Origin of the sequence: Brucella gallinifaecis (genome assembly GCF_006476605.1) — a bacterium.
Taxonomy (GTDB): domain Bacteria; phylum Pseudomonadota; class Alphaproteobacteria; order Rhizobiales; family Rhizobiaceae; genus Brucella; species Brucella gallinifaecis.
The window spans coordinates 176,570-190,425 of record NZ_ML636801.1; the positions used below are offsets into that span (position 1 = coordinate 176,570).

Sequence of the window (13,856 nt, forward strand, 5' to 3'; positions counted from 1 at the left end):
CTTATTTCTTTTTCATTGCTTCAAGAAGCGCTGCGCCGAAACCGCCGGTTGAGGGCTGCTCCTGTTTGCGCGGGGCAAAGTTTTGTTTTGGTGTGGGCTTCGTATCGCGCTGCGCATTGTTGCGTGGAGCCGGGGCTTCGCCGCCATCCTTTCTCATCGTGAGACCAATGCGCTTGCGTGGTACATCGACTTCCGTCACGCGCACCTTCACCACATCGCCAGCCTTGACCACTTCATGCGGGTCTTTGACAAATTTATCGGCAAGTTGGGACACATGGACAAGCCCGTCCTGATGCACGCCGATATCGACAAAGGCGCCGAAGGCCGCAACATTGGTTACAGTGCCTTCCAGCATCATGCCGGGTTTGAGGTCCTTGATGTCATCAATGCCATCGGCAAAGGTTGCGGTCTTGAAGCCCGGACGCGGATCACGGCCCGGCTTGTCCAGCTCTGCAATGATGTCGCGCACGGTTGGCAGGCCAAAACGCTCATCAACAAAGATGCGTGGATCGAGCGCTTTCAATGCCGCACTGTCACCCATGAGGCTGCGCACATCGCGGCCACAGGCGGCAACGATCTTTTTTGCAACGCCATAGGCTTCCGGGTGAACAGAGGATGCATCAAGCGGCTCGGTGCCGTTGGCGATACGCAGAAAGCCTGCGCATTGTTCAAAAGCGCGATTGCCAAGGCGGGCGACTTTCAACAGCTCCTTGCGGTTTTTGAAAGCTCCCGCTTGATCGCGATGGGCAACAATTGCTTCGGCGAGAGATTTACCAAGCCCCGATACACGCGCCAATAGCGAGGCGGATGCCGTGTTGAGATCAACGCCGACAGCGTTCACCGCGTCTTCGACCACGGCATCAAGCGAACGGGCAAGGCGTGATTGATCGACATCATGCTGATACTGGCCAACGCCAATGGATTTAGGCTCGATCTTTACAAGCTCGGCCAGAGGGTCCTGCAAGCGGCGGGCGATGGAAACCGCACCGCGCAGCGAAACGTCGAGTTGCGGGAATTCGGCAGCTGCGGCTTCTGACGCAGAATAGACCGACGCGCCTGCTTCCGATACGATGACTTTGAGCGGCTTTGGCGCTGGCAGATCATTGAGCATATCCACGACAAGCCGTTCGGTTTCGCGGCTGCCTGTGCCATTACCAATCGCAATCAGCTCAATCTTGTGTTTGCGGATCAGGCTTGCAAGTTCGGCCTGAGTGCCGCGCACATCGTTCTTTGGCGGAAACGGATAGACGGTTGTTGTGTCGAGCAGCTTGCCGGTACCATCGACAATTGCGACCTTGACGCCGGTGCGGATGCCCGGATCAAGACCCATGGTGGCACGCGAACCGGCGGGGGCGGCCAACAACAGGTCTTTCAAGTTACGGGCAAAGACGTTGATAGCTTCTTCTTCAGAACGTTCACGCAGCTCGCGCATCAGATCAAGCGACAGGGAGAGCGAGAGTTTGACGCGCCATGCCCAGCCTGCAACTTCCATCAGCCATTGATCGCCGGGTAATGTCCCGCCGATATTGTAAGCGCTCGCGATCTTGCGTTCGACCGGCTTTACAGGGGAAGTGTCGTCGGCGTCGATTTCAATATCGAGCGACAGAAAGTCCTCGTTGCGACCGCGCAGCATGGCAAGAGCGCGGTGGCCGGCAACATTGGCCCAGCGCTCGGAATGGTCGAAATAATCGGAGAATTTTGCACCAGCTTCTTGCTTGCCCTCGATAACGCGCGAGCGCAAAACTGCACGTTCTTTGAGATAATTGCGCAGATTGCCGATCAGCTCGGCATTTTCTGTAAAGCCTTCGGCGATGATGTCGCGTGCGCCTTCAAGGGCTGCTTTCACATCGGCAACGTTTTCGTTGATATATTGTTTGGCAATCTCGGCGGGAACCAGTCTGCGGTCGGCAAGAATGGCCTCAGCGAGTGGGCCAAGGCCGCGTTCGCGGGCAATTTCCGCACGGGTCCGGCGCTTGGGCTTATAGGGAAGATAAAGGTCTTCAAGCTCGGCCTTGGTCTGGACGCCTGCAATTTTCAATTCCAGCTCCGGCGTCAGCTTTTCCTGTCCGCGGATTGATTCCAGAATGGAAATGCGTCGTGCTTCAAGTTCACGCAAATAGGAGAGGCGCTCTGAAAGCTGGCGCAGTTGTGTGTCGTCAAGCCCTCCGGTGACTTCCTTTCGGTACCGCGCGACGAATGGCACTGTTGAGCCTTCGTCCAGCAAGCCAATGGCGGCAATTGCCTGTTCCGGCTTTGCGTTGATTTCCGCTGCAATGATTGCGGCAATGCGCTTGATGTCGTTGGCCATTCATTATCCCAATTCAAAATATATAATGCGAACATAGTCGGATAGCGCTTTGACGCAATCAAGAGCGTCATAATGGTCCACAGGAAAGCATGATTTTTTCTCTTCACGTGCCTGTGAACAAGCGAGGTCTTTAAAAATCGAAATTCAACGATACATATATCGTTAAATGACGATATGAATGAAGATCAGCGAGGTGGCCATAATGTCGGAGATTGAAACTATAGCGCAGTCTGATTCATTGGCTATGCCTTTGGACGAGATACTCAAGGCGCTTGGCCATCCTGTTCGTCTCGACATTTTAAGCTGGCTCAAAGAGCCGGAGAAACACTTTTCCACCCAGCACATGTCCTTGGAGATGGGTGTGTGTGCCGGTCAGTTTGAACGGTGCGGCCTGTCGCAATCCACCGTTTCTGCCCATTTGTCCGTGTTGACCAAAGCGGGGCTGATTACGCCGAGCCGCGTTGGTCAATGGACCTTCTACAAACGCGATGAAAAGGCGATAGCCGCCTTGCTTGAATCACTGTCCGATCTTTAAATATCTCTCAATCTAAAGGAAAATGCCTATGACCACATTGTTTGATCCGGTTACTATTGGCGATTTGAAGCTTTCAAACCGAATTGTTATGGCACCTTTGACGCGCAATCGTTCACCCAAGGCTGTGCCCAATGATCTCAATGTTACCTATTATGAACAGCGTGCAAGCGCTGGTCTGATTATCACAGAAGCAACACCGATCAGCCATCAGGGGCAGGGCTATGCCGATGTTCCGGGCCTATATTCTGATGAGCAGCTTGCAGGTTGGAAGCGCGTAACCGATGCTGTGCACAGCGCAGGCGGCAAGATCGTCGTGCAGATGTGGCATGTGGGTCGTATTTCGCACAACAGCCTGCAGCCAAATGGCGGCAAGCCGGTCGCGCCATCAGCTATTACGGCCAAGTCGAAAACCTATCTTGTGCATCCAGACGGCACCGGCGAATTTGCACCGACGTCTGAACCGCGTGCCCTTGAAAAGAGCGAGTTGCCGGAAATCGTTGCAACCTATGCCAAGGCTGCCAAGGATGCTGTTGAAGTGGCTGGTTTTGATGGGGTCGAAATTCACGCTGCAAACGGTTATCTGATTGATCAGTTTTTGCGTTCAGGCAGCAATCACCGCACCGATGAATATGGTGGTTCGATTGAAAATCGTGCACGCTTTTTGTTTGAAGTGGTGGATGCGATTACCAAATCTGTTGCGCCGGGCAAGGTTGGCATTCGTCTTTCGCCGGTAACACCTGCCAATGACGCATCAGATCCCGATCCGCAGCCATTGTTCGATTATGTGATTGAAAAGCTGGCCGCCTATGGTCTTGCCTATATTCACATCATTGAAGGTGCAACCGGCGGTCCGCGTGATTTCCAGCAGGGTCCGCAGCCATTTGATTATGCGCGTCTCAAGCAGGTCTATCGCGATGCCGGTGGTAAAGCTGCATGGATGGTCAATAATGGTTATGATCGTGAACTGGCGCAAAAGGCTATCGAAACTGGCCTTGCCGACGTTGTTGCCTTTGGCAAACCGTTTATCTCAAACCCTGATCTGGTGCGGCGTTTGAAGGAAAATGCGCCGCTTAATGAAATCAATCAGGAAAATATGTATGGCGGTGGTGCCAAGGGATATACGGATTATCCAATCCTCGCCTAGTGTCTGTTCCAAAATCCGCCATGCCGGTCTGCAAATGGCAATTTGTCTGCGTTCCGATGCTCATGTACCCAAAAGTACACTCCGCTTCGGTACTCGAAAATCACCATTTTCGCCAGGGCCTGCCGCTTTTGGATTCAGACACTTACTCATAAAATAAAAAGCCCGGCCTTGCGCCGGTTTTTTTTTATTAAAGACTGTATTTTGACTACAGTCTGGCCCGTGTTGAGCGCGGCGTTGCCAGAAGAAGATTGGTTTCGCTTGCCTTGATGCCCGGCACCAGTCGAATGCGGCGCAGGACTGCATCAAAATCGGTCAGCGTTGCAGCACCCAGTTCTACCACCAGATCGAAGCGACCATTGGTGGTGTGGATTGCTGAAATTTCCGAGAAGCCGCCCAGCGATTTTACCACGCGGTCGGCGACATGACCTTCGATTTCGATCATCATGATACCGCGAACGGGAAGATCAACTGCGTCAGAGCGCAGGATCACCGTATAGCCGATGATATCGCCTGATTGCTCCAGCTTTTCCATGCGAGCGCGAACCGTTGCGCGTGAAACGCCGATATCAAGGGCTATATCCGAAATGCTGCGGCGTCCATTATGGCGTAAAAGCGTGATAAGCTTTTCGTCCAGATCGTCCATGTTTTCTCCAATTTGAAAAGCCAATCCACCATTCTGATAAACCAAACCGTTAAAATTGCCAATCCGGTTGCTTCACATCGCCAAGCTTAAATGGTGAATTTCAGGTAGAAAAAAGAAGGATTCCTACTTTATGCATTGCAAGATTTTGGGATTGCCTGTTCAGGAAGGTACTGGACGCCTCGGCTGTAATATGGGCCCGGATGGCTATCGCGCTGCCGGTATTGCAAAAGCCATTGAAGAACTCGGTCATGCGTTCACGGATCTTGGTAATCTGGTGCCGGCAGAGCTGCGTTCGTTCGATCACCCGAACAAGGCGCTCAAAGCACTCCCGCATGCAGTTGCATGGATTGAAGCAATCAGTGAAGCCGCCTATCGTGAGAGCGAGGAAGGCTTTCCGATTTTTCTTGGTGGCGATCATCTGCTTGCCGCAGGCACGGTTCCGGGTATCGCACGGCGTGCGAGCGAAAAAGGGCGCACCCAATTTGTGCTCTGGCTTGATGCGCATACGGATTTCCACACATTGGAAACCACGGCGAGCGGCAATCTGCATGGCACGCCGGTTGCTTATTATACGGGGCAGAAAGGGTTTGAAGGCTATTTCCCTGATCTGGCCGCTGCTGTTGATCCCAAGAATGTCTGCATGATGGGGATTCGCAGTGTCGATCCGGCAGAGCGCGAAGCCATTCAAAAGACCAAGGTTTCGGTTTTCGATATGCGCCTGATTGACGAGCACGGCGTTGCTTCGCTTCTTCGTCGCTTTCTTGAGCGCGTGAAAAGCGAAAACGGTCTTTTGCATGTCAGTCTTGATGTGGATTTCCTTGATCCTGCAATTGCTCCTGCGGTTGGCACGACCGTTCCGGGTGGTGCGACCTTCCGTGAAGCGCATCTCATCATGGAAATGCTGCATGACAGCGGACTGGTGACAAGTCTTGATCTGGTTGAACTCAATCCGTTTCTTGATGAGCGCGGACGCACGGCAACCGTCATGGTAGATCTGATGGCCAGCCTTCTGGGCCGCAGTGTCATGGACCGTCCGACCATCAATTATTGATTATTCGTTGCTGGCGAGCCAGCAGAGCTGGCCCTAAGGAGCTGGAATGACCCAACCGAACCTTAATATCGTACCTTTTGTCAGTGTCGATCACATGATGAAACTGGTTTTGTCTGTTGGCGTTGAGACTTTTCTCAAAGAGCTTGCGGATTATGTCGAAGAGGATTTCCGCCGTTGGGAGAGTTTTGACAAGACGCCGCGTGTGGCATCGCATTCGGATGAAGGCGTGATCGAGCTGATGCCGACAAGTGATGGCACGCTTTATGGTTTCAAATATGTGAATGGGCATCCGAAAAACACACGCGATGGACTTCAGACAGTAACCGCTTTTGGTGTTCTGTCGGATGTTGGCAGCGGATATCCGATGTTGCTGACTGAAATGACCATTTTGACTGCGCTGCGCACGGCCGCAACGTCAGCAGTCGCTGCCAAGCATCTTGCGCGGGAGAATGCACGCACCATGGCGATCATCGGCAATGGTGCGCAGAGCGAATTTCAGGCTTTGGCATTCAAGGCAATTCTGGGTATCGACAAGCTTCGCCTTTACGATATCGACCGTACGGCATCTGAAAAATGCGCTCGTAATCTTGCTGGTGCCGGCTTTGATATCGTGATTTGCAAGGATGCGGAGGAGGTTGTCGAGGGGGCGGATATTATTACGACCGTTACCGCTGACAAGCTCAACGCGACGATCCTGACTGACAATATGGTTGGCGCTGGCGTGCATATCAATGCAGTTGGCGGGGATTGTCCCGGCAAGACTGAACTTCATGGCGATATCCTGCGCCGCTCAGATATTTTTGTCGAATATCCGCCGCAAACCCGCATTGAAGGCGAAATTCAGCAGCTTCCGGAAGATTATCCGGTCAAGGAACTCTGGGAAGTGATTACCGGCAAGATTGAAGGCCGCACGGATGCGCGGCAGATTACACTGTTCGATTCTGTTGGCTTTGCGACGGAAGACTTTTCTGCGCTGCGTTACGTGCGTGACAAGCTCAAAGATACCGGTTTTTACGTGCAGCTTGATCTGTTGGCTGATCCTGATGAGCCGCGCGATCTTTTTGGCATGTTGCTTCGGCACGAAAAACAGCTTCAGAGCTAAGAACCAAACCTGTCGCTAAAATTTGAATGCCTGCCTTCTCTATGAGGCAGGCATTTTTTTATAATGGTTTGCGCGAATGACGCGGGGTGGAAAATGTTCCGCCATGCGTTGCAATGGCCATTTCAAAACTATCGGCGATACGCCTTGCGCGGTCGATAAAGATGACGGCAGCCTCTGGCGGAAATATCTCGCGGGCTGTTTTCTCAAATAATTCCAGCCAACGGTCAAAATGATCGCCTTGTAGTCCCAACCGTAAATGGGGCGGCATGGGGCGGCCTTCATAGCTGCCAGTTTTAAGAATAACTGAAGACCAGAATTCCGATATCTGCGCCAGATGATGATCCCAGTCGCTAACGGCTTTCGCGAAAATCGGACCTATCAGATCATCTTCACGTGCCCGGCCATAAAAAGTGTTCACAAGCTGGCTGATCGACGCTTTGTGTATGGATGGATGAGGCTGATTGATAAGCTGGATCATAGTCTTTTGTTTGCCTCTCACTGCGCTTCATTACTGGATACGGTTATTTTTTCCACTCGTGGCGGATAACCAGATAAATGAGGATAACAAATGTTACGACAGCGAAGATGCTCGACGTATAGAGCATGACGATTGCATCGCCGATTCGTTCATTGGCAATCATCCAGCTGGCTATGGACAGGCCACAGGCTATGCCGAAAATCCATGCGATGAATAAGGTCAAGAATCTCATTTCAACTCCGCTTTATTGTTTTGCTGCGTTTCCTGGAGCATTGCCTGTCTAGGGTCCTGACCCTGGATTGAACCATTGTGTATGCTCTAGATATAAGAAGTTCTTATGGTGAAACGAGGTTATGTATGATGGTCAGAACATAGACGGCTGCTTGTCCCAGTGCAGCAATAGCCGCTGCTGTGGCTGCCGCTTTATTGTATTGCGTTGCTTTAACCCAGCCCTTGTGGTGTGAATCGAGATTAGATGCGACTTCATTTATCCAGGCGGCTGACAAGGAACCATCGGATTCCCGCAGCTTTCTTGAGGGTTTGATAGCAGGTACATTCACACTTGCAGACCGCATCCAGAGAATGCCGGCGGCAACACCGCTCACTACAGAAATCAGATGAAGTGCAAGAAAAACAAAATTCAGATCAATCATATCGCCAACTTATAGTTCCCGTTGATGATTACAACAGTTCGACTGCTTTGTTGATCTGAAAATGACTTGAAACTGTGAATGTTTTGCTGGTGCGCTGGTAGCGGAGGACGGATTCGAACCGCCGACACAAGGATTATGATTCCTCTGCTCTAACCTACTGAGCTACTCCGCCAACCTGTTGCAAGATAGGTATAACTGTTTCCAGTTATCCAGATTGATATCTCGCAAGGAATGGCGGCGGTATATGTGGGGAACTTAACCCTGTCAAGCATTCTTAGGGTCAGGATTCACTAATTTGATGAGAATGGCATCTGAAATGAGAAGACTCTGCAAGGAGAGACGTGAGGACCGGGGTGGTTCCCCCGGTTGAGCGGCTCAACGCAGCAGATCGCCCAAATCACTACTTGGCATTTCGATGTCCGAAGGATGTGGTCCATCCGCCCGGCCTACTTCGTCGTAAAGTCTCGCAAATGAACGACATTTCCATCGCCTTTTCTTATCAAATCCACCCGGATGGCCTCACACCATTCCCGTCAAATTAATGGGTCTTGACCCTAGACTGGAGCGGGAAATTATATTTTAGGGCATGGTCTGCTTTGCATTACACCTGAAAAAGTAACCGCGCATAAAGCCATATATAGCTTTCGCCTTGTTTTCCGTGTCGTGCATGGATAAATAACCGGTGGAAAGCAAAGGCTTAAGTTTATGGCACCTCGTATTGCGGTTTTGGGTTGTGGCTATTGGGGCGGCAATCATATTCGTACCTTGAAGGGGCTCGGTGTCCTTCACGGTGTTTCTGACGCGAACCCACTCAATGCGCAGCGATTCGCTGCTGAGTTTGGTGTTCCTGATATTCCGGTTGATGAGCTTTTCAGGCATCCCGATATTGACGGCATCGTTATGGCGCTGCCTGCGCAGTTTCACGCACAATATGCGATTGAAGCGGTCAGAAACGGCAAAGACGTTCTGGTTGAAAAGCCGATTGCGCTTCAAGTCGCCGATGCCGAGGCGGAAGTCGCGGCAGCACGTGAAAATAATCGCGTATTCATGGTTGGCCATATTCTGCGCTTCCATCCCGCATTTGAGAAACTGCTTGAGATGGTGAAGAGCGGTGCTATCGGCGATGTTCGCTATGTGCATTCTCATCGGGTCGGTTTTGGCAAGTTTCATGACAAATTCGATGCGCTGTGGGATCTTGCACCGCATGATCTGTCGATGATTCTCGCCATTACCGGTGAAGAGCCATCAGCCGTTCGCGGCGAGGGTACGGCCATTATCGACAAGATCAGTGATTTTGCGCATGTGCATCTGGAATTTCCAAGCGGTATTCGCGGTCATCTCTTCGCTTCGCGGTTGAATTCCTATCGTGAGCGCCGTTTGAGTGTCACCGGAACCAAGGGAATGCTGGTATTTGATGATGCTGAGCCGTGGGATCGCAAGCTCGCATTTTACAAGCATGAAGTCTGGCGGGAAAATGATCAGTGGGCTTTCAAGTCGGTTGAGCCAGAATATGTCGCTGTTGAAGAAGGCATGCCGCTGACGCGCGAATTGCAGCATTTCCTGCATTGCATTGAAACGCGCGAAACCCCGCGCACCGATGGTCAGGAGGCAATCAATGTATTGCGTATTTTGACCGAAGGTTCGGTTCGTCATTAATGGGTCCTGACCCTAGTTAATGGCCAGATAATTCGGGTTTGACAGAATTTTCTGTCAACTGGTGTTACGAAACTCGTAAAACTTTGAACGCTTCACCCATGGTCGTTCGAGGCGGGAAGGAATAAGAGAATTGTCGTGGATTCGCTTCTGATGGGGCGAACCAGATATATTGGAGCCAACATGCAGTTCATTGATCTTGGAGCGCAACGCGCACGTATCGAAGACCGTCTTAATGCCGCCGTTTCCAAGGTAGTTGCGGAAGGCCGTTATATTCTTGGGCCTGAAGTGGCTGAGTTTGAAAAGAAGCTTGGCGAATATCTGGGCGTTGAACATGTGATTGCCTGTGCCAACGGTACTGACGCGCTTCAGATGCCTTTGATGGCGCGTGGCATTGGTCCGGGTCATGCCGTGTTTGTTCCGTCGTTCACTTTTGCGGCAACTGCTGAAGTTGTTGCCCTTGTCGGTGCCGAGCCGGTTTTTGTCGATGTCGATGCCGACACATACAACATGAATGTTGAGCAGCTTGAAGCGGCTATCGCTGCGGTTCGCAAGGAAGGCCGTCTTGAGCCAAAGGCGATCATTCCTGTTGATCTGTTCGGCCTTGCTGCCGATTACAATCGTATTAGTGCTGTTGCCGATCGTGAAGAGCTGTTTGTGATCGAAGATGCAGCGCAGTCGATTGGCGGTAAACGCGACAATGTGATGTGCGGTGCTTTCGGTCATGTCGGTGCAACGAGCTTCTATCCTGCCAAGCCACTGGGCTGTTATGGCGATGGTGGAGCAATGTTTACCAATGATGCTGAACTTGCGGATACGCTGCGCTCTGTGCTGTTTCACGGCAAGGGCGAAACGCAATATGACAATGTTCGCATTGGTATCAATTCGCGTCTTGATACGATTCAGGCAGCTATTCTTCTGGAAAAGATGGCGATTCTCGAAGATGAGATGGAGGCGCGTGACCGTATTGCCAAGCGCTACAATGAATTGCTCAAGGATGTGGTCAAGGTGCCTGACCTGCCTGCTGGCAACCGTTCGGCCTGGGCACAGTATTCGATTGAAAGCGAAAACCGCGATGGTCTGAAAGCGCATCTTCAGGCGGCGGGTATTCCATCGGTTATCTATTATGTGAAGCCGCTGCATTTGCAGACTGCATACAAGCATTATCCGATCGCTCCGGGCGGTCTGCCGGTTTCGGAAGCCTTGCCTGCACGAATTCTGAGCCTGCCGATGCATCCTTATCTTTCGGAAGAAGATCAGGACAAGATCATTGGTGCGATCCGTGGTTTCCACGGCAAATAAGTTTGATAATCAGTGATTACGAAAAGCCCGGCGAAAGCCGGGTTTTTTTTATTGTTGGCGCAAGCCGGGTTTTTTATTGTTGTTGTTTCTTGACTATCGAAGCTACAAAACGGGCAATTGCCGGGCCAGCAAGCAGAACGATGAAAAAACGGCTGGTTTGCATGGCAATGATAAATGGCAGATCAACATTGCTCGAGGCTGCAATAATGGCCACTGTGTCAGCTCCGCCGGGGCTTGTGGCGAGATAAGCGGTGAGGGGATCAAGGCCCAGAAAATGGCCAAGCATCATGCCGAACAGCCCACAGACAGCGATCAGAATAAGCGTTGCACCAAAGACTGCCGGAAAAGCGCGCGCTGCATGGGCAATGATGCTGCGTGTGAAACCAAGGCCGATGCGCCAGCCAATGAAAATATAGCTACCCGCCAGCAACCATGGTGGCAGATCAATGGTCATGAGGCCAATATCTTGCAGCAATGCACCTAAGGCGAGCGGTATGAGCATGGCGCCTGTTGGAATGCGTGATAATTGGCCGAGATAGGCACCGCAGACGATCAGGGCGAGTGTTGGACCAAGTGTGTGCCAGTTTATCGCAGGAAACCATTCTATGGCCGCAGGCGCCGCTATTTCGATGTCGGTTGTCAACATGACGACAAGTGAGGCTGTGGTGGCAACGAGGACCACGCGCAGATATTGCATGAAGGCAATCAGTCTTGCATCAGCGCCAAAGGATTCAGACATAATCACAATTGCAGTGGCGGCTCCCGGCGAAATCCCCCAGACAGCAGTTGTGCCGGGTAACACGCGAAAGCGTGCGAGGAGATAGCCGACCGTTGTACTGGCGAGCAAGGTGAAGCCGGTCGAAAACAGGATGATCGGCAGATGTTGCCCCAAATTGCTGAAAAATTCCTGCGTCATGGCGCGTGCTATCAACAGGCCGACAATTGCCTGAGCAAAAAGCGATATATGGGTATGAACCTTGATAGCGCTTTCGCGTGATGCCAGCACGATTGCGCCAAGCATGGCTCCGAGAAGGAATGCGGCTGGCAGTTCCAGTCTCTCGCCAATGTAAATAAAAAAAGCAGATGCAATCAGCAGCAAGCCCCATTGAATCGGCTTTGCTGTATTGCCGAGTGCAAATTTGGCACGGGCTTTATCTTGTCTGGGCGGGATAGGGTCATGCATCACATCATATCCCTATAACCAGCCGTGGCGGGAATGCAAACCAAGAATTGGTGCATGGTGTCACGTTGATGTTTAATGCAGAAAAGCACCGCCTGTGATAGGCGGTGCTTTTGAGGATAGCCCGAAATTTTATTAGCCGATCATCGCGCGACGCTGGTTGAGCGGGCGCTCAACGATTTCGCGAGGTGCCTTGACGCCGTCGCGCTCTTCCAGCGCTTCTGCTTTCGCAAGGTCGGCTTCAGCGACGACCAGTTCTGCTTCGGCGGCTTCTTTTTGCTGCATCAGGTCACGAATCGAGCCAACGAGATTGTCGCGGCGCTGACGTGCAGCTTTTGCAAAGGTTGGATAGGCAAAATGATTGATGTCAGTGATGCCTGCCTTCTTCTCTTCCGATAGAATCTGGGCGTCGAGTTCCCCGGCCATCCGTTCGAACTCACCCATCATCAGATCAAGTTGACCCAGTTGACGGCGCTTTTCCTTCACCTGGAACAATTTCAGCCTGACGAGGCTTTCACGTGGCTTCATACGCAATACTCCTTGAACACCAACCAGCTCTCTTAATGTTGGGGCGTTCCCCCCGACTTTATTAACAGGCATATCAGGGAGCCGTTTTCCCGTAATATGCCATCTAAACCATTGCAAAGACTTGCTTTTTTACATGCAAGCCATGCTGCCAAGCATAAGAAATGTCTGTTCAAGCGAAACAAAAAGTTAAGATTTCGCTCTTTTGGTAACCATTCCTTTACCGGCAACGTTAATCATATGCGTTAGGAATTAAGGCTCGGTAAATAGAGTGTGGTTTTTGAGTAACAGGCGAAAGCTAGAGTCAATTGAATCACTTAAGAGGTTTTCTTAATGTGATTCATGAGTGTCGAGTGAACAGAAGAATTGCATATGATTCAGTTGGATAAGAGTTTTCTCTAATCAGGAAAAAATTATGCTTGCTAACCGGAATCATATTTTGTTAACCATTTGCAGGCACCTTCATGCTAAGGCAACGACAGTTCCGTCAGCTGCCGTGAGGGAAAACTGGTCAGCGGCGGAAAGGGGATAAGATATGCGCGTCCTTTTGATTGAAGACGACAGTGCTATCGCACAAAGCATTGAACTAATGCTTAAGTCCGAGAGCTTTAATGTTTACACCACCGATCTTGGTGAAGAAGGTATCGATCTCGGCAAGCTCTATGATTATGATATCATCTTGCTTGATCTGAACCTGCCGGACATGTCCGGTTATGAAGTTTTGCGTACATTGCGCCTTTCAAAGGTCAAGACGCCAATCCTGATCCTCTCCGGCATGGCCGGGATTGAGGACAAGGTCCGCGGTCTTGGTTTTGGCGCAGACGACTATATGACCAAGCCATTTCACAAGGATGAGCTGATCGCCCGTATTCATGCGATTGTTCGTCGTTCGAAGGGCCATGCCCAGTCGGTCATTACAACTGGCGATCTGATTGTTAACCTCGACGCCAAGACGGTCGAAGTTGCTGGTCAGCGCGTGCATCTGACTGGCAAGGAATATCAGATGCTTGAGCTGCTTTCGCTGCGCAAGGGCACCACGCTTACCAAGGAAATGTTCCTCAACCACCTTTATGGCGGTATGGACGAGCCTGAGCTGAAGATTATCGATGTCTTTATCTGCAAGCTGCGCAAGAAGCTTGATGCTGTTTCCGGCAGCCAGAGCTTCATCGAAACTGTCTGGGGTCGTGGCTATGTGCTGCGCGAGCCGGATGGTGCAGAGCTGCGTGAAAGCGCGTAAGCTTTCGCACATTGTTGAATTGAAAAAGGCTCCATTGAGTTGAGA

Annotated in this window: 14 protein-coding genes, 1 tRNA gene and 1 pseudogene; 8 read left to right on the forward strand and 8 right to left on the reverse strand. The window is 51.4% G+C overall.

What is annotated here, in order from left to right; genetic code table 11:
- Nucleotide 1: 1 nt before the first annotated feature.
- Nucleotides 2-2,308, reverse strand: a complete 2,307-nt coding sequence (locus FHY56_RS02980) for a Tex family protein (protein WP_140903698.1) — start codon at nt 2,306-2,308, stop codon at nt 2-4.
- Nucleotides 2,309-2,510: 202 nt separating this feature from the next.
- Between FHY56_RS02980 and FHY56_RS02985 the strand changes: the two genes are divergently transcribed.
- From FHY56_RS02985 to FHY56_RS18115, 3 genes and pseudogenes are all read left to right on the forward strand, one after another.
- Nucleotides 2,511-2,843, forward strand: coding sequence for an ArsR/SmtB family transcription factor (locus tag FHY56_RS02985; protein WP_376890174.1), 333 nt, complete (start codon nt 2,511-2,513; stop codon nt 2,841-2,843).
- A gap of 28 nt (nt 2,844-2,871) precedes the next feature.
- Nucleotides 2,872-3,987: an alkene reductase gene (locus FHY56_RS02990; protein ID WP_140903699.1), complete on the forward strand. Its 1,116-nt coding sequence runs from the start codon at nt 2,872-2,874 to the stop codon at nt 3,985-3,987.
- A gap of 34 nt (nt 3,988-4,021) precedes the next feature.
- Nucleotides 4,022-4,131 (forward strand): annotated as a pseudogene (locus FHY56_RS18115) (flagellar basal body P-ring protein FlgI); the annotation flags it as partial.
- A 61-nt stretch (nt 4,132-4,192) separates the two neighbouring features.
- Here the strand turns inward: FHY56_RS18115 and FHY56_RS02995 are convergent.
- A complete protein-coding gene (locus FHY56_RS02995) occupies nt 4,193-4,630 on the reverse strand; it encodes an Lrp/AsnC family transcriptional regulator (protein ID WP_140903700.1) in 438 nt (145 codons plus the stop codon).
- Between the two features lie 130 nt (nt 4,631-4,760).
- Here FHY56_RS02995 and rocF point away from each other — a divergent pair, with 130 nt between their 5' ends.
- The gene (gene rocF / locus FHY56_RS03000) at nt 4,761-5,681 is read left to right on the forward strand and encodes an arginase (RefSeq protein ID WP_140903701.1); all 921 of its coding nucleotides are present in this window, start codon (nt 4,761-4,763) and stop codon (nt 5,679-5,681) included.
- A gap of 46 nt (nt 5,682-5,727) precedes the next feature.
- Nucleotides 5,728-6,783: an ornithine cyclodeaminase gene (locus FHY56_RS03005; protein WP_140903702.1), complete on the forward strand. Its 1,056-nt coding sequence runs from the start codon at nt 5,728-5,730 to the stop codon at nt 6,781-6,783.
- Between the two features lie 58 nt (nt 6,784-6,841).
- Here the strand turns inward: FHY56_RS03005 and FHY56_RS03010 are convergent, their stop codons facing one another.
- The 4 genes from FHY56_RS03010 to FHY56_RS03025 form a co-directional block, all read right to left on the reverse strand.
- A complete protein-coding gene (locus FHY56_RS03010) occupies nt 6,842-7,261 on the reverse strand; it encodes a group III truncated hemoglobin (RefSeq protein WP_140903703.1) in 420 nt (139 codons plus the stop codon).
- A gap of 43 nt (nt 7,262-7,304) precedes the next feature.
- Nucleotides 7,305-7,493, reverse strand: coding sequence for a hypothetical protein (locus tag FHY56_RS03015; RefSeq protein WP_140903704.1), 189 nt, complete (start codon nt 7,491-7,493; stop codon nt 7,305-7,307).
- A gap of 103 nt (nt 7,494-7,596) precedes the next feature.
- Nucleotides 7,597-7,914 carry a hypothetical protein gene (locus FHY56_RS03020; protein WP_140903705.1) on the reverse strand — a complete coding sequence of 106 codons (318 nt, stop codon included), beginning with the start codon at nt 7,912-7,914 and terminating at the stop codon, nt 7,597-7,599.
- Nucleotides 7,915-8,009: 95 nt separating this feature from the next.
- A tRNA-Met gene (locus FHY56_RS03025) sits at nt 8,010-8,086 on the reverse strand.
- Between the two features lie 533 nt (nt 8,087-8,619).
- Here FHY56_RS03025 and FHY56_RS03030 point away from each other — a divergent pair.
- On the forward strand, nt 8,620-9,570 hold the full coding sequence (locus tag FHY56_RS03030) for a Gfo/Idh/MocA family protein (protein ID WP_140903706.1): 951 nt from the start codon (nt 8,620-8,622) through the stop codon (nt 9,568-9,570).
- 180 nt (nt 9,571-9,750) lie between these two features.
- Nucleotides 9,751-10,869 carry a DegT/DnrJ/EryC1/StrS family aminotransferase gene (locus FHY56_RS03035; protein ID WP_140903707.1) on the forward strand — a complete coding sequence of 373 codons (1,119 nt, stop codon included), beginning with the start codon at nt 9,751-9,753 and terminating at the stop codon, nt 10,867-10,869.
- Nucleotides 10,870-10,942: 73 nt separating this feature from the next.
- Here FHY56_RS03035 and FHY56_RS03040 read toward each other — a convergent pair whose 3' ends face one another.
- Both FHY56_RS03040 and FHY56_RS03045 read right to left on the reverse strand, forming a co-directional pair.
- Nucleotides 10,943-12,052, reverse strand: a complete 1,110-nt coding sequence (locus tag FHY56_RS03040) for an AbrB family transcriptional regulator (protein ID WP_140903708.1) — start codon at nt 12,050-12,052, stop codon at nt 10,943-10,945.
- A 132-nt stretch (nt 12,053-12,184) separates the two neighbouring features.
- Complete coding sequence (locus FHY56_RS03045; RefSeq protein WP_140903709.1) at nt 12,185-12,577, reverse strand: flagellar export protein FliJ; 393 nt, start codon at nt 12,575-12,577, stop codon at nt 12,185-12,187.
- 532 nt (nt 12,578-13,109) lie between these two features.
- Between FHY56_RS03045 and ctrA the strand changes: the two genes are divergently transcribed.
- Nucleotides 13,110-13,811 carry a response regulator transcription factor CtrA gene (gene ctrA / locus FHY56_RS03050; protein ID WP_140903710.1) on the forward strand — a complete coding sequence of 234 codons (702 nt, stop codon included), beginning with the start codon at nt 13,110-13,112 and terminating at the stop codon, nt 13,809-13,811.
- Nucleotides 13,812-13,856 lie beyond the last annotated feature (45 nt).

Bases quoted from the DNA above. Each gene is read 5' to 3' on its own strand.
- FHY56_RS02980 (WP_140903698.1), bottom strand. From the start codon at position 2,308: ATGGCCAACGACATCAAGCGCATTGCCGCAATCATTGCAGCGGAAATC.
- FHY56_RS02985 (WP_376890174.1), top strand. From the start codon at position 2,511: ATGTCGGAGATTGAAACTATAGCGCAGTCTGATTCATTGGCTATGCCT.
- FHY56_RS02990 (WP_140903699.1), top strand. From the start codon at position 2,872: ATGACCACATTGTTTGATCCGGTTACTATTGGCGATTTGAAGCTTTCA.
- FHY56_RS02995 (WP_140903700.1), bottom strand. From the start codon at position 4,630: ATGGACGATCTGGACGAAAAGCTTATCACGCTTTTACGCCATAATGGA.
- rocF (WP_140903701.1), top strand. From the start codon at position 4,761: ATGCATTGCAAGATTTTGGGATTGCCTGTTCAGGAAGGTACTGGACGC.
- FHY56_RS03005 (WP_140903702.1), top strand. From the start codon at position 5,728: ATGACCCAACCGAACCTTAATATCGTACCTTTTGTCAGTGTCGATCAC.
- FHY56_RS03010 (WP_140903703.1), bottom strand. From the start codon at position 7,261: ATGATCCAGCTTATCAATCAGCCTCATCCATCCATACACAAAGCGTCG.
- FHY56_RS03015 (WP_140903704.1), bottom strand. From the start codon at position 7,493: ATGAGATTCTTGACCTTATTCATCGCATGGATTTTCGGCATAGCCTGT.
- FHY56_RS03020 (WP_140903705.1), bottom strand. From the start codon at position 7,914: ATGATTGATCTGAATTTTGTTTTTCTTGCACTTCATCTGATTTCTGTA.
- FHY56_RS03030 (WP_140903706.1), top strand. From the start codon at position 8,620: ATGGCACCTCGTATTGCGGTTTTGGGTTGTGGCTATTGGGGCGGCAAT.
- FHY56_RS03035 (WP_140903707.1), top strand. From the start codon at position 9,751: ATGCAGTTCATTGATCTTGGAGCGCAACGCGCACGTATCGAAGACCGT.
- FHY56_RS03040 (WP_140903708.1), bottom strand. From the start codon at position 12,052: ATGCATGACCCTATCCCGCCCAGACAAGATAAAGCCCGTGCCAAATTT.
- FHY56_RS03045 (WP_140903709.1), bottom strand. From the start codon at position 12,577: ATGAAGCCACGTGAAAGCCTCGTCAGGCTGAAATTGTTCCAGGTGAAG.
- ctrA (WP_140903710.1), top strand. From the start codon at position 13,110: ATGCGCGTCCTTTTGATTGAAGACGACAGTGCTATCGCACAAAGCATT.